The 17878-nt window shown below is 67.4% G+C and carries 19 protein-coding genes; 7 read left to right on the forward strand and 12 right to left on the reverse strand.

The window, feature by feature from the left end; translation table 11 throughout:
- The 3 genes from A9Z05_RS01530 to A9Z05_RS01540 form a co-directional block, all read right to left on the reverse strand.
- The coding region (locus A9Z05_RS01530) for an amidohydrolase family protein (protein WP_141723320.1) at positions 1-1011 on the reverse strand (1011 nt) is incomplete at its 3' end.
- Between the two features lie 19 nt (positions 1012-1030).
- A complete protein-coding gene (locus A9Z05_RS01535; RefSeq protein WP_059579100.1) occupies positions 1031-1198 on the reverse strand; it encodes a DUF1427 family protein in 168 nt (55 codons plus the stop codon).
- Positions 1199-1366: 168 nt separating this feature from the next.
- Positions 1367-2053, reverse strand: a complete 687-nt coding sequence (locus tag A9Z05_RS01540) for a hydrolase (protein WP_069616606.1) — start codon at positions 2051-2053, stop codon at positions 1367-1369.
- 297 nt (positions 2054-2350) lie between these two features.
- Between A9Z05_RS01540 and A9Z05_RS01545 the strand changes: the two genes are divergently transcribed.
- The gene (locus A9Z05_RS01545) at positions 2351-2629 is read left to right on the forward strand and encodes a XapX domain-containing protein (protein ID WP_069616607.1); all 279 of its coding nucleotides are present in this window, start codon (positions 2351-2353) and stop codon (positions 2627-2629) included.
- A gap of 147 nt (positions 2630-2776) precedes the next feature.
- On the forward strand, positions 2777-3685 hold the full coding sequence (locus A9Z05_RS01550; protein ID WP_069616608.1) for a LysR family transcriptional regulator: 909 nt from the start codon (positions 2777-2779) through the stop codon (positions 3683-3685).
- A gap of 151 nt (positions 3686-3836) precedes the next feature.
- Here A9Z05_RS01550 and A9Z05_RS01555 read toward each other — a convergent pair whose 3' ends face one another.
- Both A9Z05_RS01555 and A9Z05_RS01560 read right to left on the reverse strand, forming a co-directional pair.
- Positions 3837-4574 (reverse strand): YoaK family protein, encoded by a 738-nt coding sequence (locus A9Z05_RS01555; RefSeq protein WP_069616609.1) that lies wholly within the window; start codon positions 4572-4574, stop codon positions 3837-3839.
- Positions 4556-4792, reverse strand: coding sequence for a DUF1427 family protein (locus A9Z05_RS01560; protein WP_069616610.1), 237 nt, complete (start codon positions 4790-4792; stop codon positions 4556-4558). Before A9Z05_RS01560 ends, A9Z05_RS01555 begins: the two co-directional genes overlap by 19 nt.
- A gap of 242 nt (positions 4793-5034) precedes the next feature.
- Here A9Z05_RS01560 and A9Z05_RS01565 point away from each other — a divergent pair, with 242 nt between their 5' ends.
- The 3 genes from A9Z05_RS01565 to A9Z05_RS01575 all read left to right on the forward strand — a co-directional run bounded on the left by A9Z05_RS01565 (position 5035) and on the right by A9Z05_RS01575 (position 7944).
- A complete protein-coding gene (locus A9Z05_RS01565) occupies positions 5035-5754 on the forward strand; it encodes a TetR/AcrR family transcriptional regulator (RefSeq protein WP_069616611.1) in 720 nt (239 codons plus the stop codon).
- Between the two features lie 130 nt (positions 5755-5884).
- Positions 5885-6760 (forward strand): alpha/beta fold hydrolase, encoded by an 876-nt coding sequence (locus A9Z05_RS01570; protein WP_069616612.1) that lies wholly within the window; start codon positions 5885-5887, stop codon positions 6758-6760.
- A gap of 41 nt (positions 6761-6801) precedes the next feature.
- Positions 6802-7944, forward strand: a complete 1143-nt coding sequence (locus A9Z05_RS01575; protein WP_069616613.1) for an FAD binding domain-containing protein — start codon at positions 6802-6804, stop codon at positions 7942-7944.
- 193 nt (positions 7945-8137) lie between these two features.
- Here the strand turns inward: A9Z05_RS01575 and A9Z05_RS01585 are convergent, their stop codons facing one another.
- The 5 genes from A9Z05_RS01585 to A9Z05_RS01605 all read right to left on the reverse strand — a co-directional run bounded on the left by A9Z05_RS01585 (position 8138) and on the right by A9Z05_RS01605 (position 11556).
- On the reverse strand, positions 8138-8416 hold the full coding sequence (locus tag A9Z05_RS01585; protein WP_069616615.1) for a DUF4148 domain-containing protein: 279 nt from the start codon (positions 8414-8416) through the stop codon (positions 8138-8140).
- Between the two features lie 174 nt (positions 8417-8590).
- Positions 8591-9340, reverse strand: a complete 750-nt coding sequence (locus tag A9Z05_RS01590; RefSeq protein WP_069616616.1) for an amino acid ABC transporter ATP-binding protein — start codon at positions 9338-9340, stop codon at positions 8591-8593.
- A complete protein-coding gene (locus A9Z05_RS01595) occupies positions 9327-9977 on the reverse strand; it encodes an amino acid ABC transporter permease (RefSeq protein ID WP_069616617.1) in 651 nt (216 codons plus the stop codon). Before A9Z05_RS01595 ends, A9Z05_RS01590 begins: the two co-directional genes overlap by 14 nt.
- A complete protein-coding gene (locus A9Z05_RS01600; RefSeq protein ID WP_069616618.1) occupies positions 9974-10660 on the reverse strand; it encodes an amino acid ABC transporter permease in 687 nt (228 codons plus the stop codon). Before A9Z05_RS01600 ends, A9Z05_RS01595 begins: the two co-directional genes overlap by 4 nt.
- A gap of 89 nt (positions 10661-10749) precedes the next feature.
- Positions 10750-11556: a transporter substrate-binding domain-containing protein gene (locus A9Z05_RS01605; protein WP_069616619.1), complete on the reverse strand. Its 807-nt coding sequence runs from the start codon at positions 11554-11556 to the stop codon at positions 10750-10752.
- A 471-nt stretch (positions 11557-12027) separates the two neighbouring features.
- Between A9Z05_RS01605 and ansP the strand changes: the two genes are divergently transcribed.
- Positions 12028-13518, forward strand: a complete 1491-nt coding sequence (gene ansP / locus A9Z05_RS01610) for an L-asparagine permease (RefSeq protein ID WP_069616620.1) — start codon at positions 12028-12030, stop codon at positions 13516-13518.
- 67 nt (positions 13519-13585) lie between these two features.
- Here ansP and A9Z05_RS01615 read toward each other — a convergent pair whose 3' ends face one another.
- Together A9Z05_RS01615 and A9Z05_RS01620 are read right to left on the reverse strand one after the other, a co-directional pair.
- On the reverse strand, positions 13586-13900 hold the full coding sequence (locus A9Z05_RS01615; protein ID WP_069616623.1) for a DUF4148 domain-containing protein: 315 nt from the start codon (positions 13898-13900) through the stop codon (positions 13586-13588).
- 127 nt (positions 13901-14027) lie between these two features.
- Complete coding sequence (locus A9Z05_RS01620) at positions 14028-14525, reverse strand: MEKHLA domain-containing protein (protein ID WP_069616621.1); 498 nt, start codon at positions 14523-14525, stop codon at positions 14028-14030.
- A 267-nt stretch (positions 14526-14792) separates the two neighbouring features.
- Here A9Z05_RS01620 and A9Z05_RS01625 point away from each other — a divergent pair.
- A partial coding sequence (locus A9Z05_RS01625; RefSeq protein ID WP_069616622.1) for an efflux RND transporter permease subunit occupies positions 14793-17878 on the forward strand: 3086 nt, incomplete at its 3' end.

Consider the following 17878-nt stretch of genomic DNA (forward strand, 5'->3'; position numbering starts at 1 on the left):
CGCGAGCACGCGCACGACGCCTTCGAGATCGTCCTCCATCTGCGCGGGCAGGTCCGGCCGCGCGACGCGGAAATCCTCGAAGTCGGCCGCCGAGAACGCCAGCATCTCGCCGGCGCCGTTATTGCGGAAGTAGTCGGTGCCGTCGTGGTACTTGACGCTCTTCGTCCAGTTCACGAAGTCTTCCTTCTCCGCGTTCGGCTTCTGCGTGAACAGGTTGTACGCGATCCGGATCGTCATCTCGCCCGCGTCGTGCAGCTTGCGGATCACTTCGTAATCATCGGGATAATTCTGCGAACCGCCGCCCGCGTCGATCACGCCCGTCACGCCCAGCCGGTTCAGCTCGCGCATGAAATGGCGCGTCGAGTTGTACTGATACTCGAACGGCAGCTTCGGCCCCTTCGCGAGCGTCGCGTAGAGGATCGTCGCGTTCGGGTTCGCGAGCAGCAGGCCGGTCGGGTTGCCCGCCGCATCGCGCAGGATGGTCCCGCCCGGCGGCTCCGGCGTGTCCTTCGTGTAGCCGACCACCCGCAGCGCCGCCGCGTTCAGCAACGCGCGATCGTACAGATGCAGGATGAACACGGGCGTGTCCGGCGCGACCGCATTGAGTTCGTCGATCGTCGGCAGCCGTTTCTCCACGAACTGGTGTTCGGTGAAGCCGCCGACCACGCGCACCCACTGCGGCGCGGGCGTGATCGCGACCTGCTGCTTGAGCATCTCCATCGCGAGCGCGAGCGACGGCACGCCGTCCCAGCGCAGTTCCATGTTGTAGTTCAGGCCGCCGCGAATCACGTGGCAGTGGTTGTCGACCAGGCCCGGCAGCACGCCGCGGCCGCCGAGATCGACCACCTTCGTCGCGCGGCCCGCGAGCGGCATGACGTCCGCGTCGCTGCCGACGGCGACGAAGCGGCCGGCGGCAATCGCGACTGCCGTGGCGACGGGGTTCGTGCGGTCGAGCGTCGTGAATCGTCCGTTATGCAGGATCAGATCCGGTTGGGTCACGGTTGCGGTCATGTGCATCACCTCTTGTTGATCAGAAGCCAAACAGCTGTTTCACGGTGGGTAACGCTTGCACGCCGATCAGCATGCCGAGCAACCCGACCAGCGCAATCAGCGGCGGTGCGGGAGAGCGAACCTTGATGGCGCTGTAAATCACGCCGATCAGCAGGCCCGCACCAAGGGAAACCAGATAAGGTTTCATGCGATAAATCTCCCGGACAAATTCAAATGCAGGCGCCGTGTTTCGACCGGCATGCCGCGGGCGGCATGCGTGTTTCGGTCACGTCCGCCGCCCGCGGCCATGGAGCCAATGCGGCGCGTTCGCATCGAACCCGCCGCACCGGCATCAGCCGTTGCAGGCCGTCTGCGCTTACTTCGCCGGAACCGGCGCAATCGACTCATGCGGCGTCGCGGTGCGCTGCGGCGCCTTGTGGAGCATCGTGTACGCGTAGTCCACGCCCATCCCGTATGCGCCCGAATGCTCCTTCGCGATCGCCATCACCGCGTCGTACGTCTCGCGGTGCGCCCAGTCGCGCTGCCATTCGAGCAGCACCTGCTGCCACGTGACCGGCACCACGCCGGCCTGCACCATGCGCTGCATCGCGAAGTCGTGCGCAGCCTGCGTCGTGCCGCCCGATGCATCGGCGACCATGTAGATTTCGTAGTCGCCTTCGAGCATCGCGCACAGCGCGAACGTCGTGTTGCAGACTTCGGTCCACAGGCCCGACACGACCACCTTCTTGCGGCCGTTCGCGGCAAGCGCGTCGCGCACCTTCTGGTCGTCCCACGAGTTCATCGACGTGCGTTCGAGCGTCTTCTGGTTCGGGAACACGTCGAGCAGCTCGGGATAGGTGTGACCCGAGAAGCTCTCGCTTTCGACCGTCGTGATCGTGGTCGGGATGTTGAAGACCTTCGCGGCCTTCGCGAGCCCGACGACGTTGTTCTTCAGCGTCTGCCGATCGATCGACTGCACGCCGAACGCCATTTGCGGCTGCTGGTCGATGAAGATCAGCTGGCTGTTGTGCGGGGTAAGTACTTCAAGCTTGGGGTTGCTCATGATGGTGATGTCCTTTGACGCGGAGAAAAATGAAGCTCGCCTGGCCGACGAATCCGCGAAGCGTCCAATGCGCGGTGTCGGAAACCGGCCTGCGTCATTCAATACGCGAATGTGCGACCGCACCAGTTAATTGTTCTGATTCTCGTCACGCGTTGAATTCAGACTGAAAAGATCTGAATTTCATTGAATGCGCTCACGACGAACACGCAGACCTGATAGGCTGGCCCAAGACTTTCGGATCGACGCCAGCCCGGTATTTATCCGTCTTTTCAACGGCCGTCACTCCACTCAAGACCCATGAAACCGTACATTGCTTCGCTTCTCGCCGGCATCCTCGCCGGCGTCGTTTACGCGCTGATCGGCGTGCAATCGCCGGCGCCGCCCGCCGTCGCCCTGGTCGGCCTGCTCGGCATTCTGGCCGGCGAGCAGATTCTGCCCGTGGTGCGACGGATGGTCGACGGCATCCGACCGGGAACCGCATGGCGCGATGCGAAGTGCAGCCAGCACATGTTCGGCGCGCTGCCCGGCGCACACGCCGACGCCGCCGTGAAGCAACGCGAATCCACGCCGACGTGACAGGCGGGACGTCGAGCGAATGCGGCGGCGGCCCGACTGTTGGCGCGCACGCGTGCGTGTCTCGGCACGTCGGATGACGAACCGTTGTGAACAGCATCGCTCGACGGTCCGACACCGCCCGATGCCCTTGCTGTAGCGAAATTCACCATGAAGCTGTCTTTCGAAGCACTCGAGGCACTGGACGCGATCGACCGCACCGGTACGTTTGCCGACGCGGCAGAGCTGGTGCACCGCGTGCCGTCCGCGCTGACATACGTCGTACAGAAACTCGAGAGCGACCTGGGCGTCGCGTTGTTCGATCGCAGCGGGCGTCGTGCGAAGCTCACGCGCGCGGGCCGCGTCGTCGTCGAGGAGGGTCGCCGTCTCCTTCATGCCGCCGAACAGCTTGAACGGAAGGCGCAGCGCGCGCAGCAAGGTTGGGAAACCGAGGTCCGCGTCTGCATCGCGGAGATACTGCCCTTCGACATGATGTGGCCATACGTCCATGCGTTCTACGATCTTGAAATGGACACGCGGCTGCGACTCTCCACCGAAGTGCTCGGCGGCACCTGGGATGCGCTGATTTCGCGGCGGGCCGATCTGATTATCGGCGCCGCGGGCGAGCCGCCGGAACTGCCCGACATCGTGGCGCAGCCCATTGGCACACTCCGGCACGTGTTCGCGGTCGCCCCTGGCCATCCGCTCGCGGCGCTGCCCGAACCGCTGTCGATGGCGTCGATCGTCGAGTATCGCGGCGCGGTGATCTCCGACACGTCCCGCGAACTTCAGCCGCAATCGGTCGCGGTCGATGCTGGCCAACCGTATCTCGCGGTGCCGACGCTCGCGGCGAAACTGGCCGCGCAATGCGAAGGGCTCGCGGTGGGTACGCTCCCGGACTGCATCGCGGCGCCCGCGATCGCGCAAGGCAGACTCGTCGCGCGAGAGGTGACTGGCATGCGCGACACGACCCATTGCTATATCGCTTGGCGCGCCGACGAAGCCGGGCGCGCACTACGCTGGTGGGTCGAACAACTCGGTCACCACGACCTCGTCGACCGGTTCACCGCGCGCGCGTGACGCTGCGCTTTCTGCGAATGGTCGAACGGTCTCGCGCTTGCCGACCTGCATCAAGCCGGTCCCGAAGTCAGCGTTGAAGAAACGAAGAAACGCGGAGCGGCTTCGCCGCCCCCTTGGCGCTCGCAACCGACGCCGCGTGCGGAATCGGCGTTCAGCGCGACGCGGAAGGCTCGCCGGTCCGGCCGGAGCGCCAGGTGAGGAAACCAAGCACCACGAGCGGCAGCGCTAGTGCCCAGAACCCGGCGTACAGGTAGGCGCTCGCGCCGGCGCCCGCGCCGAGCGCGAAACCGACAACCGGCGGCAGCGTGCGTCGCAGCCGCGCACGTGCGGCTTCCCGTTCGGCCGGCGCGGCGATCGGCACGAGCCAGTCGAATGCATCGATGACCGCCTGCGTGACGTTGCCGGTCATCACGGTATTCGCGACGACGGTGCGCGCGGTCAGCCGGCCGTGCGCGTTCTGCACGCCCATTGCCGCCGCGCCGAGCAGCCCGCAGACGATCGTCGCGGGCGCATCGGCGCTGCCGATCGGCGACGCCGCGACGCCCGCGAGCATGAATCCGGCCAGCAGGATCGTCTGCAGCGCGTACAGCGAGCGCGCCCGCGGGCCGTGCCCGCGCACGCGCATCCGGTGATCGAGCATACGGGCGGCCACGATTCCCGCGATGAATGCCGGAAATGCGAGCCACTTGATCATCAGGCCCTGGCCGACACCGGCGAGGCCCGAGCCGATCAGAATGAAGTTGCCGGTGACGTGCGCGGTAAAGAGCCCGAACAGCGCGACGAAGCCGAGCGTGTCGACGTAGCCGGCGATCGATGCGAGAAACACATCCTCGCCGCGCAGGCGATCGGGGGCCGCCGCGCCCGCTGCCGTTACTTGCGCGGGCTGCATGGCGTGGCTTCCGCGGTTCTATCGAAGGTGTCCGCATCGCGGACCCGCGCGGCGAGCGCGCGCAATTGCGCCTGCACGAGCGGAATCGCCTGCTCGCGGAAGACGAGGCCGAGCAGGCCCGCTAGCGCGGTCAGCGGCCGCGCGGGCGACTGCACGCGCACGAGGGGGTGCAGGAAGCCGACTGCAATGCCGGCTCCCGGCGAGATCAGGTAAGCCATGGTCCGTTCCGGTTGCGCCGCGGGCCGGCCGAAGGGCTTCGGCCTCGTGCAGCGGTTCGGGAGCAAGCGTAGGGAATACGGGCCTGAAAGTCATGTCGGCAACCTGAAATTTTCTGAAACCGCCGAACCGCGCGCGGCACGACGCCAGCCCTTCGCGGCCGGCCCGCGCGGCCCCTCGCCGGGGTGCGCCTTGCTATTTTTCGATCGATAAGTGCAGAATGGCCGCATTCAGGAGCCGACGCATGACCGAGACCAAGCGCAATGCAGCGCCCCGTGCGCGCGGGACGACCGCCGACGACACCGCCGGCACATCGGGCCGCCGCCTCACGCCGGAAGCACGCGAGCGACAGATCGTCGAAAAGGCGGTCGAACACTTCGCGACCCACGGTTTTTCCGGCAGCACGCGCGAGCTCGCGCGGCAGATCGGCGTGACCCAGCCGCTGCTCTACCGGTATTTCCCGAGCAAGGAAGCGCTGATCGATCGCGTATACGACGAGGTCTACACGTGGGACCCCGCGTGGGAAAAACTGATCGCCGACCGCTCGGTTCCGCTCCAGCAGCGGCTCGTCGCGTTCTACCGGTCGTACGCGCAGACGATCCTGCGGCGCGAATGGATCCGCACGTTCATCTTCGCGGGGCTCAGCCGCGAGGGCTTCAATACGCGCTATCTGTCGCGGCTGCGCGAACGCGTGTTCCTGCCGGTGCTGCGCGAGCTGCGGCACGCGTACGACATCGCGACACCGGCGTCGGAAGCGCAGCGCAACGCGGAAATCGAACTGGTGTGGAGCCTGCACGCGAGCATCTTCTATCTCGGCGTGCGCAAGTGGGTATACGGGTTGCCGGTGCCCGACGATCTCGACGCGGAAATCGAGCGGCAGATCGACGCGTTCCTGAACGGCACGCCGGCCGCGCTGCAGCGTGTCGCGTCCGACGCCTCCGGCAAGCGCCCCCGCCGCAAGTGATGCCGCCGCGCGGCGTGGCGCTCAGGCCGGTTCAGAACGATTCAGCCGCGACGCACGTCACCTGCCCTATCCTCGGACAGCATCGGACGCGTGCCGTATCGCGCACCGCCCGCAGAACCGGGATTCCCACATGACGACCGACACGCTTGCACCGACCCATCACACCGTTACGGCAAACGGCATCCGCCAGCACGTCATCGAGGCCGGCGCGGGGCCCGTCGTCGTGCTGCTGCACGGCTTCCCCGAAACCAGCTTCGCGTGGCGCTTCCAGATTCCGGCGCTCGCACGGCACTATCGCGTGATCGTGCCCGACCTGCGCGGCTACGGCGAAACCGACAAGCCCGCGGCCGGCTACGACAAGCGCAACATGGCCCGCGATCTCGCCGCGCTGCTCGATGCGCTCGGCATCGGGCGCATCGCGCTCGTCGGGCACGACCGCGGCGCACGCGTCGCGACGCGTTTCGCAAAGGACTTCCCCGAACGCGTCGACCGGCTCGTCGTGATGGACAACGTGCCGACGCGCATCGTCGCGCAGAACATGACCGCGCAAACCGCGCGCGCGTACTGGTTTTTCCTGTTCCACCAGGTGCCCGACCTGCCGGAGGCGCTGATCGCCGGCAAGGAAGCCGAATGGCTCAGCTACTTTTTCGCCGACTGGTGCTACAACCCGCACGCGATCTCGGGCGATGCGTTCGACACGTACGTGCGCGCGTATCGGCGTCCGGGCGCCGTGCGCGGCGCGCTGGCCGACTATCGCGCGAACGCCGAAGACGTGCGGCAGGACCTCGTCGATGCGGATGTCAGGATCGCGTGCCCGACCATGGCGATCTGGGGCGAGGATTTCTACGCGGTCGGCAAGATGTTCGACATGAAAGCCGTGTGGGAAGGCATGGCGACCCATCTGCGTGCCGAGCCGATCGCGCAGTGCGGACATCTGCCGCACGAGGAGCAGCCCGAGCGCGTGAACGCGCTGCTGCTCGATTTCCTGCGCGGCTGGGCCGGCTGACGCAACGCCCGCCGCACGCGGCATCATCGGGAGAACATCGGATGGAACACGGATCGGGCCGCAAGGCCGTCATCGCCGGCGGATCGGTCGGCGGGCTGTTCGCGGCGACCGCGCTGCGCGCGACCGGCTGGGACGTCCGCGTCTTCGAGCAATCGCCGCACGCACTCGACAGCCGCGGCGGCGGCATCGTGCTGCAGCCGCCGATCGAGCGCGCGTTCGCGTTCGGCGGCGTGGCGCTGCCACGCGACGCGGGCGTCGATTCGATCGACCGCATCTACGTCGACGCGCAGGACCGGATCGTGCAGCGCTTCGCGATGCCGCAGACGCAGACCGCGTGGAATGCAATCTACACGGCGCTCAAGCGTGCGCTGCCCGCCGGGATCATCCACGCCGGCGACGCGTTCGAGCGGTTCGAGCAGGACGGCGAGCGGATCGTCGCGCATTTCGCGAGCGGCCGCGCCGAGACGGCCGATCTGCTGATCGGCGCGGACGGCGGCCGCTCGACCGTACGCGCGCAGGCGCTGCCGGACGTGCAGCCGGCGTACGCGGGCTATGTCGCGTGGCGCGGGCTCGTCGACGAACGCGCGCTGCCCGAGCAGGTGCTGATGCTGCTGCGCGAACGCTTCACGTTCCAGCAAGGCGACCGGCACCTGTTCCTCACCTATCTGGTGCCCGGCGCCGACGGCGCGACCGAACCGGGCGGGCGACGCGTGAACTGGGTGTGGTACCGGCGACTCGCGTCCGACCGGCTGCCGTCGCTGTTCCTGGCGCGCGACGGCACGCAGCGCGACGGGTCGCTGCCGCCCGGCGCGATGCGCGACGACAACCGCGCGGAACTCGTCGACGCCGCCGACCGGATGCTCGCGCCGACGCTCGCCGCGCTCGTCGATGCGACCCCCGCGCCGTTCGCGCAGTCGATCGTCGATCTCGCGGCCGCACGCATGGCCTTCGGCCGCGCGGTGCTGCTCGGCGACGCCGCCTGCATCGTGCGCCCGCACACCGCGGGAGGCGTCGCGAAAGCGGCGGACAACGCGGTCGATCTGGCCGAAGCCTTGCGCGACGTCGCTCGCGGCGCCGCGTTCGACGCCGCGCTGGCGGGCTGGGACGCCCGTCAGCGGGCGGCCGGCGCGCTGTTGTCCGCGCGCGGGATCGCGCTCGGCGCGCGACTGATGGGCGCGGCGTGACGGCTCCCCGGCCGGAGGTCGACTGCCGCGTGGGGCGGATCGAAGTCGGGATCCAGCGCGCGCAGCACGCTGGCGCGCCCGCCATCGTCGTCGGGCAGTTGCGGCTGCCCGCGCGCGAAAGCCGGGGCCGCGGCCGCCGCGAGCCACGCGGCGATCGCCAGTCCCGTCGCGCGTGTCGATACAGTGCCCCGCTTCATTGCGCGCTCGCCGTCGACACGGCGGCCGACATCGCGGCCATTGCCGTGGGCTGGTCGCCATGCGCGATCGCATACAGCTCGCGATTGCGCGCGATCGTCTGCGTGCTCGGCGGATAGTCCCAGTTCGACGTCGGCACGGTGCCGTCGCGCTCCGCCCGGACCAGGTCGGCGCGCACGTCGGCGCGCGTGACCGGTTGGTCGGCGGTTTGCGCAAATGCGACGATCGGTGCGCTCAGCGCACAGGACAGCAGGACTGCACGAATCAGGTTGTTCATGATGTTCACCTCTCGAGATGGCGTGTTCGCGTCCGCAGATCAGGCCGGACCTCCGCTCCGCATCGATGCGATGAGGAGTGGTGTCCATTCTGCGATTCGCGCGCTGTCCGGAAGGTGAGGCGTCGATTACGGTCTTGTCATCTGGTCGGCGGCCCGGCCGCACGGCCGTGTCGGTCAGCGCGTAGCGCTTTCCGGGTTCCGCACGCTGCCCAGGAACCGCGTCAACTCCACCGTCTGCGGCCGCTCGAAGATCTCGTCGGCCGTCCCGCTCTCCCACACGCGCCCCTGGTGCATGAACACGATCCTGTCGCTCACCGCGCGCGCGAAGTTCATCTCGTGGGTGACCATGATCAACGTCATGTCCTCGCGCGCGAGTTGCTCGATCACGCCCAGTACCTCGCCGACGAGCTCGGGATCGAGCGCGGACGTGATCTCGTCGCACAGCAGCACGCTCGGCTTCATCGCGAGCGCACGCGCGATCGCGACGCGCTGTTGCTGGCCGCCCGACAGGTGTTCCGGAAACGCGTCGAACTTGTCGCCGAGGCCGACGCGCTCGAGCATCAGTTCCGCGATCGCGCGCGCCTGCTGCCGGTGCGACTTCTTCACCACCGACTGCGCGAGCATCACGTTCTGTCCGGCGCTCAGGTGCGGAAACAGGTTGTATTGCTGGAACACCATGCCGACCTTCAGCCGCAGCGCGCGCAAATCCGCGTGCCGTGCGTCGACGCGTTCGCCGTCGACCGAGATCGTGCCCGCGTCGATGCTCTCGAGCCCGTTGAGCGTGCGCAGCAGCGTGCTCTTGCCCGAGCCGCTGCGGCCGATGATCGACACGACCTGCCCGCGCTCGACGGACAGATCGATGCCCTTGAGCACATGATGGGTGCCGAAGTTCTTTTCGAGACCCCGGGTTTCAACGAGCGGCATGCCATCTCCTTTGCAACGTGCGCGCATAACGGGTAAGCGGATAACAGAGCGCGAAATAGATCAGCGCGACGAGGCCATACACGACGAACGGCCGGAACGTCGCGTTCGAGATCGCGATGCCGACCTTCGTCAGCTCGGTGAAGCCGATGATCGACACCAGCGCCGTATCCTTCACGGCCTGCACGCCGAAGCCGACCGTCGGCGCGATCGCGATGCGCGCCGCCTGCGGCAGGATCACGTGACGCAACTGCTCGACATAACTCATCGCCAGGCTGGCCGATGCTTCCCACTGCCCTTTCGGCACCGCCTCGACGCAGCCGCGCCAGATCTCGGCCAGATAGGCGCTGGTGAAGAACGTGAGCCCCGCGGTGGCCGCGACCCACGGCGAAACGTCGAGCCCGACGAGCGGCAGGCCGAAGAACACGATGAACAGTTGCATCAGCAACGGCGTGCCCTGGAACACTTCGATATAGAGCTTCGCGACGCCGCGCAGCACCGTCGAATTCGACACGCGCATCACAAGCAGCCCGAGGCCGACGAGGCCGCCGGACACGAACGACACGATCGACAGCACGATCGTCCAGCGCGCGGCCAGCAGCAGGTTCGCGAGAATCTGCCCGAACGTGAAATCGGTCATCGCGCACCTCGCACGCGGCGGGAGAACAGGCGGCGCCCCATCGCGCCGAGCGTCGCGCGCATCAGCAGCGCCATCGCCAGATACGCGAGCGTGATCACGAAGTACGTCTCGAACGCGCGGAAGTTGCGCGACTGGATGTAGCTGGCCGCATAGGTCAGGTCGGCCACCGAGATCTGGGACACGACCGCCGACCCGAGCATCGTGATCACGATCTGGCTCGACAGCGCGGGAAACACCTTGGCGAGCGCCTGCGGCAGCACGACGTGGCGCAGCATCTGCGCGCGCGACATCGCCAGCGCGGAGGCCGCCTCCAGATGCCCTTTCGGCACGGCGGCCACGCCCGCGCGCACGATCTCGACCGAGTACGCGCCGAGATTGAGCGTCATCGCGAGGATCGCGGCCGTGTATTCGTCGATGTGCACGCCGAGCGCCGGCAAGCCGAAGAAGATAAAGAACAGCTGGACGACGAACGGCGTATTGCGAATCGCCTCGACGTACGCGCCGATCAGCGGGCGCAACCGCACGGCCGCGCGCGCGTCGGCGCTGTACGCGGCCGCGCCGAGCACGCCGACCGCCACGCCGAGCACGGTCGCGACCGCGGTCAGCGCGAGCGTGATCGCCGCGCCGCTCGCGAACACGCCGGCGTACTCGGCAAGCTCGCCGAATTGAAGCTGGTAGCTCATGGGAACGGGATAAATTCGGGTTCGGACAACGACACGCGCCGCGCCGGGCATCCCCGCCGCGGCGCCGTGTCACGCGACACGGCGATACGTCACAGTCCGGCCGGCAACGGCTGGCCGAGCCACTTGCGCGACAGCTCGCCCAGCGAGCCGTCCTGCTTCGCATGCGCGATCGCATCGTCGATCTTCGCGAGCAGGCGCGGTTCGTTCTTGTTGACGCCGACGAAGCACGGCGAATTCTTGATCACGAACTTGACCTCGGGGCGGCGCGGCGGATTCTTCGCGAGAATCGCCGCCGCGACGATGTTGCCGGCCGCGATCAGTTGCACCTGACCCGACAGGAACGCCTGGATCGTCGCGTTGTTGTCCTCGAAGCGCTTGATCGTCGCATTCGGCGCGAGCTGCGACAGCGCGATCTCCTCGAGCGCGCCGCGCGTGGCGCCGACCGTCTTGCCGGTGAGGTCGGCGGGCCCGCCCACCTTCACGTCGGACGGCCCGAACACGCCCTGGAAATACGGTGCGTACGCGCTCGAGAAGTCGATGACCTTCTCGCGCTCCGGGGTCTTGCCGAGCGACGAGATCACCATGTCGACCTTGTTGGTCGTCAGGTACGGAATCCGGTTCGCACTGTTCACGGGCACCAGCTTCAGCTTGACGCCGAGCGCCTTCGCGAGCAGTCCTGCCATGTCGATGTCGTAGCCCTGCGGCTGCATGTCCGTGCCGACCGAACCGAACGGCGGATAGTCCTCGGGTACCGCGACGCGCAGCGTGCCGTTTTTCGCGATGGTGTCGAGCGCATCGGCATGAGCCGGCGCGGCGGCGAACAGCGCGATCACGGGGGCGGCAAGCAGCGCAGCCAGCCAGGTGCGTCGGGGAAACGGTCGGGTCGTCGGGCTCACGGTGAATCTTCCTTGTCTGGTATGTCGTCGGGCAGCGCGCAACGATTGCGCGGCCGACACCACTCCAGCAAAAACCGGGCCATCGCCGTGAAACGCTTGCCGCACCGGCACGAGACGGAAATTTCGGCGAACCGTTCGGCGAACCGGATTCCTCATTTCGGTGCATGAGCCGGTACCGTCGGTAACGGTTGCCCCCGTAGCGCGCGCGGGCGCACCAAATTACCTATCCGGTTCACCCGGCGCCGCGACCCTATGCACGGATTCGAACAGGCTCAGTCCAAATTTGCATTCCGTTTGTGACTGGAATTACGGCTGAATACGTTCGCGACGTACCGTGCCTTTCGTCAGGTCCGACGAATCGCGATCAGGATGGACACGCTCGATTCCGCGCGCTGCTCCCCCGGTACCGGTGGTCCCGATCGTCCCGCGATCGGGGCGAGTCCCATCCCATCCGTACGCGAGGATACCGTCATGGCATCGATTCCCGACCCGTCGACAACCGGCGAAACCGACAAACGCAGCTGGCTCGAATCGCACGAAGCCGGCTATCACACGACCCTCGGCAATCGACAGGTGCAGATGATCGCGATCGGCGGGGCCATCGGCACCGGGCTGTTTCTCGGCGCCGGCGCCCGGCTGCAGGCCGCCGGCCCGGCGCTCGCGATCGTCTATCTGGTATGCGGCGCGTTTTCGTTCCTGATCCTGCGCGCGCTTGGCGAGCTGGTGATGCATCGCCCCAGCAGCGGCAGCTTCGTGTCGTACGCACGCGAATTCCTCGGCGAGAAGGCGTCGTTCGTCGCCGGCTGGATGTACTTCCTGAACTGGGCGATGACCGGCATCGTCGACATCACCGCCGTCGCGCTCTACATGCATTACTGGGCGCCGTTCGCGGCCGTGCCGCAGTGGATCTTCGCGCTCGTCGCGCTGTGCATCGTCGCGACGATGAACCTGATCGGCGTGAAATGGTTCGCGGAGATGGAGTTCTGGTTCGCGCTGGTCAAGGTCGCCGCGATCGTGCTGTTTCTCGTGATCGGCGCGGCGATCCTCGGCACGGGCATGCCGGTGGCCGGCCATGGCACCGGCATGCATCTGATCACCGACAACGGCGGGTTCTTTCCGCACGGACTGATGCCGGCGCTGGTGCTGGTGCAGGGCGTGGTGTTCGCGTTCGCGGGCGTCGAGCTGGTCGGCACGGCCGCCGGCGAATGCAAGGATGCGCGCAAGGTGCTGCCGCGCGCGATCAACAACGTGATCTGGCGCATCGCGATTTTCTACGTCGCGTCGGTCGTCCTGCTGGTCTGCCTGCTGCCGTGGAGTGCGTACAAGGCGGGCCAGAGCCCGTTCGTCACGTTCTTCGGCGCGCTCGGCGTGCCGGGCATCGGCTCGGTGATGAACCTGGTGGTGCTGACGGCCGCGCTGTCGAGCCTGAACTCCGGCCTGTATTCGACCGGGCGCGTGTTGCGTTCGCTGTCGATGGGCGGCTCGGCTCCCGCGTTCCTCGCGCGGATGAGTTCGCAATCGGTCCCGTACGCGGGCATTCTGGTGACGGTCGCGATCTATGTGGTCGGCGTGCTGCTCAATTATCTGGTGCCGTCGAGCGTGTTCGAGATCGTGCTGAACATCGCGTCGCTCGGCATCATCAGCACATGGGGCTTCATCGTCGTGTGCCAGATGAAGTTCCGCGCCGCGGTCAGGCGCGGCGACGTGGAAGACGTAGCGTTCAGGATGCCGGGCGCGCCCGTGACGTCGTGGCTCACGCTGCTGTTCCTGCTCGGCGTGCTGGTGTTGATGGCATTCGACTACCCGAACGGGACGTGGACGATTGCATCGATCCCGCTGGTCGCGCTGCTGCTCGTGGCCGGCTGGAAGTGGCTGAGCCGTCGCGCGCGCCGTGCGCTGCTCAAGCCGACGATTCCGTCGATCGCGCTCACGCAGAACGTGCTCGAGAACGGCGAGCACTGACTCGCGGCGGCATGCGCGCCGTCGAACGATCCGCCGTCGGGCCGCCGACGGCGGTCGACCGCCGCATTCAGTGATGCTCGTACAGCGGCTGCGCGTCGAGCGACGCGAGCGATGCGAACGACGGCGCAGCGGTCTTTGCCGCGACGCTCGGCCGTGCGGCGGCCGATTGCGCTTGCTGTGCTGCGACCTTCGCTTCGGCGGCCTGGATGTCGTCGGGATAGTACGGATCGCTGCCGACCGGACGATAACCGGCCTTTTCGACGCGGACGAGATCGGCGCGCACGTCGGCCCGTGTGACCGCATGGTCGGTGGTTTGCGCAAATGCGACGATCGGTGCGCTCAGCGCACAGGAAAGCAGGACTGCACGAATCAGGTTGTTCATGATGTTCACCTCTCAAAGATGGCGTGTTCGCGTCCGCAGATCAGGCCGGACTTCCGCTCCCCATCGATGCGATGAAGAGTTGAGTGCATTCTGCGATTCGCGCGCTTTCCTGAAGGTGAGGCTTCGATTACGGTTTTGTCATCTGGTCGCTCGCGCCCGTCGCGGGCGCGTCGAGCGGCCGCACTTCCGGAATCATCGCGGCCTGGCCGTGCACGATTCCGTCTGCGTCCATGAGCTGCCACACGGTCGCGCGCTCGATCCAGAACCGCTTGCCGGACTTCGTCACCCGCACACCGCGGTATTCGGACACGAAGCCGTCGCGCATCACCTTGTCGAGAAACACCTGGCGCTCGTGTCGCTCCATCGGCTCCGCCGACAGACGGGACGGCAACGCCGTCAGTTCATCCCAGTCGTATTCGAAGATCGCCTGCGCGCGCCGGTTGCCGTACACGAACACCGGGTCGGCCGACGTGTCGTGCGCAAGGATGCCGAACGGCGCCGTATCGTACAGCCATGCGGCGCCGTCGGAAGCGCACATGCCGTCGGGCACGAGCGGGCCGTTCACGAACCGGCGATACGAATCGGCAAGAAGGACGAAGAAGTTTGCATCGGTGCGCAACGACATCGGGCTGGCTCCTGAAATCGGCGAGATACGCGAATGAGCGAAGGATTTGCCGCCGGACATTATAGGGATGAAGCGGCGCACCGCCGTCGGCGGCGACGGGTCGGCCAGCCCGCATCGCGCTGGGCGGCCCGCCGCGCGGCCGCCACCGCGCCCGCACAGATAACGGTTTCGTAATCCTCGAGTCAGGGTCGGGTCAACGCCGCGCCGGCAGACTGCATGCTCGTCGCATCGAATGCGCATCCAAGCCCTGCTTCGAGGAGCACCATCATGTGGATCGTCCGGCTGGCGTTACGCAGGCCCTACACGTTCGTCGTACTCGCACTGCTGATCTTCATCGCGGGGCCGCTCGCGCTGCTGCGCACGCCGACGGACATTTTCCCGAGCATCGACATTCCGGTCGTCAGCATCGTCTGGTCGTACAACGGCTTCTCCGCCGAGGACATGGCCAAGCGGATCACGTCGAACTACGAACGCGCGCTCACGTCGGACGTCGACGACATCGAGCACATCGAATCGCAGTCGCTGAACGGCGTGTCGGTCGTGAAGATCTTCTTCCACCCGGGCGCCGACATCAATCGCGCGATCGCGGAAGCCGCGAGCAACGCCGCGTCGATCCTGCGCATCCTGCCGCCCGGCACGCTGCCGCCGAACATCATCACGTACAACGCGTCGACCGTGCCGATCCTGCAGCTCGGGCTGTCGAGCGACACGCTCCCCGAGCAGCAGTTGTACGACCTCGGCAACAGCTTCATCCGCACGCAGCTCGCGACCGTCCAGGGCGCGGCCGTGCCGCTGCCGTTCGGCGGCAAGATCCGTCAGATCGTCGTCGATCTCGATACGCGTGCGCTGCAGGCGAAGGGACTCGCGCCGATCGACGTCGTCAACGCGATCAACGCGCAGAATCTGATCCTGCCGGGCGGCACCGCGAAGATCGGCACGCACGAATACAACGTGCAGATGAACGGCAGCACGCAGACAGTCGCCGCGCTGAACGACCTGCCGGTGAAGACGATCGGCGGCAACGTCGTGTACGTGCGCGACGTCGCGCACGTTCGCGACGGCTACGCGCCGCAGACCAACATCGTGCGGGCGGACGGCAAGCGCGCGGCGCTGCTGACGGTCGAGAAGACCGGCAGCACGTCGACGCTGACGATCATCGACCAGGTGAAGGCGATGCTGCCGAAAATCGCGGCCGGGCTGCCGAAGGCGCTGCACATTTCACCGCTCGACGATCAGTCCGTGTTCGTGAAGGCGGCGGTCCAGGGCGTCGTGCGCGAGGCGCTGATCGCCGCGTGCCTGACCGCGCTGATGATCCTGCTGTTCCTCGGCAGCTGGCGCGCGACGCTGATCATCGCGATCACGATCCCGCTCGCGGTGCTCACGTCGCTGCTCGCGCTGTCCGCGCTCGGCCAGACCATCAACATCATGACGCTCGGCGGGCTCGCGCTCGCGGTCGGGATCCTCGTCGACGACGCGACCGTCGCGATCGAGAACATCACGCATCATCTCGAGCTCGGCGCGCCGCTCGAGGAGGCCATTCTGACCGGCGCGGGCGAAATCGCGGTGCCGACCTTCGTGTCGACGCTGTCGATCTGCATCGTGTTCGTGCCGATGTTCCTGCTGACCGGCGTCGCGCGCTATCTGTTCGTGCCGCTCGCCGAGGCCGTGATCTTCGCGATGATCGCGTCGTACTTCTTCTCGCGCACGCTGGTGCCCACGCTCGCGATGGCGCTGATGCGCGCCAAAGGCAGCGGCCGGCCGCCGCGCGGCGTATTCGCGCGCATCGCTCGTTTCCAGGCCGCGTTCGAGCATCGCTTCGAGGCCGTGCGGCTGCGCTACCGCGCGCTGCTGTCGGCGGCGATCGCGCGGCGCCGCCGCTTCGCGGCCGCGTTCCTGCTCGCCTGCGTCGCATCGACCGGCCTCTACGCGTTCGCCGGGCAGGACTTCTTCCCGTCGGTCGACACCGGCGAGATCCGCCTGCACCTGCGCGCGCCGACCGGCACGCGGATCGAGGAAACCGCGCGGCTCACCGACGAAGTCGAAGCGAAGATCCGCGGCGTGATTCCGGCGAACCAGCTCGCCGGCGTGCTCGACAACATCGGCGTGCCGGTGAGCGGGATCAACCTCACGTACGACTCGTCGGACCCGATCGGCACCGAGGACGCCGACGTGCTCGTCACGCTGAAGCCGAATCACGCGTCGACCGCCGCATACGTCGCGAAGCTGCGCAACGTGCTCGCGCAGTCGTTCCCCGGCGTGACGTTCGCGTTCCTGCCGGCCGACATCGTCAGCCAGATCCTCAATTTCGGGCTGCCCGCGCCGATCGACATCCAGATCGTCGGCAACAAGCTCGACCAGAACCGTGCGGTCGCGAATGCGCTGCTCGCGAAGCTGCGCGGCGTGCGCGGGCTCGTCGACGCGCGCATCCAGCAGCCCGGCGACGAACCGGCGATCAACGTGAACGTCGATCGCACGAAGGCGATCCAGGCCGGCCTCGAACAGCGCGACGTCGCGCAGAACCTGCTGATCGCGCTGTCCGGCAGCTCGCAGACGACGCCGAACTTCTGGCTCGATCCGCGCAACGGCGTCAGCTACCCGGTGCTCGTGCAGACGCCGCAATACACGGTGAATTCGCTGCAGTCGCTCGCGAACGTGCCGCTGCCCGCCGGCACCGCCCGCTCGCCGCAGACGCCGGCCGGCGGCCCGGCCGCGGGCGCACCCGCGCAGAACCTGCTCGGCTCGCTCGGCACGTTCTCGCGCGCGACGCAGCAGGCCGTGGTGTCGCACTACAACGTGCAGCCGGTGCTCGACATCTTCGCGTCGGTGCAGGGGCGCGACCTCGGCGGCGTCACGGCCGACGTGACGAAGCTCGTCGACGCCGCACGCGCACAACTGCCGCCCGGCTCGTCGATCGTGCTGCGCGGCCAGGTGCAGGCGATGCACGAGTCGTTCACGGGCCTGCTCGGCGGCCTCGCGCTCGCGATCTCGCTGGTCTACCTGCTGATGGTCGTGAACTTCCAGTCGTGGCTCGATCCGCTCGTGATCGTCGGCGGGCTGCCGGCGTCGCTCGCCGGCATCGCGTGGATGCTGTTCGTCACGCGCACCACGCTGTCGGTGCCCGCGCTGACCGGCACGATCCTGTGCATCGGCATCGCGACCGCGAACAGCATTCTCGTCGTGAATACGGCACGCGAGCTGCTCGCGACCGGCGCATCGCCGTGGCAGGCAGCGCTCGACGCAGGCTTCAGCCGCTTCCGGCCCGTCGTGATGACCGCGCTCGCGATGCTGATCGGCATGTTGCCGATGGCGCTCGGCCTCGGCGACGGCGGCGAGCAGAACGCGCCGCTCGGCCG

The sequence above is a fragment of the Burkholderia sp. A2 genome (assembly GCF_001729305.1).
Classification (GTDB): Bacteria; Pseudomonadota; Gammaproteobacteria; order Burkholderiales; family Burkholderiaceae; genus Burkholderia; species Burkholderia sola.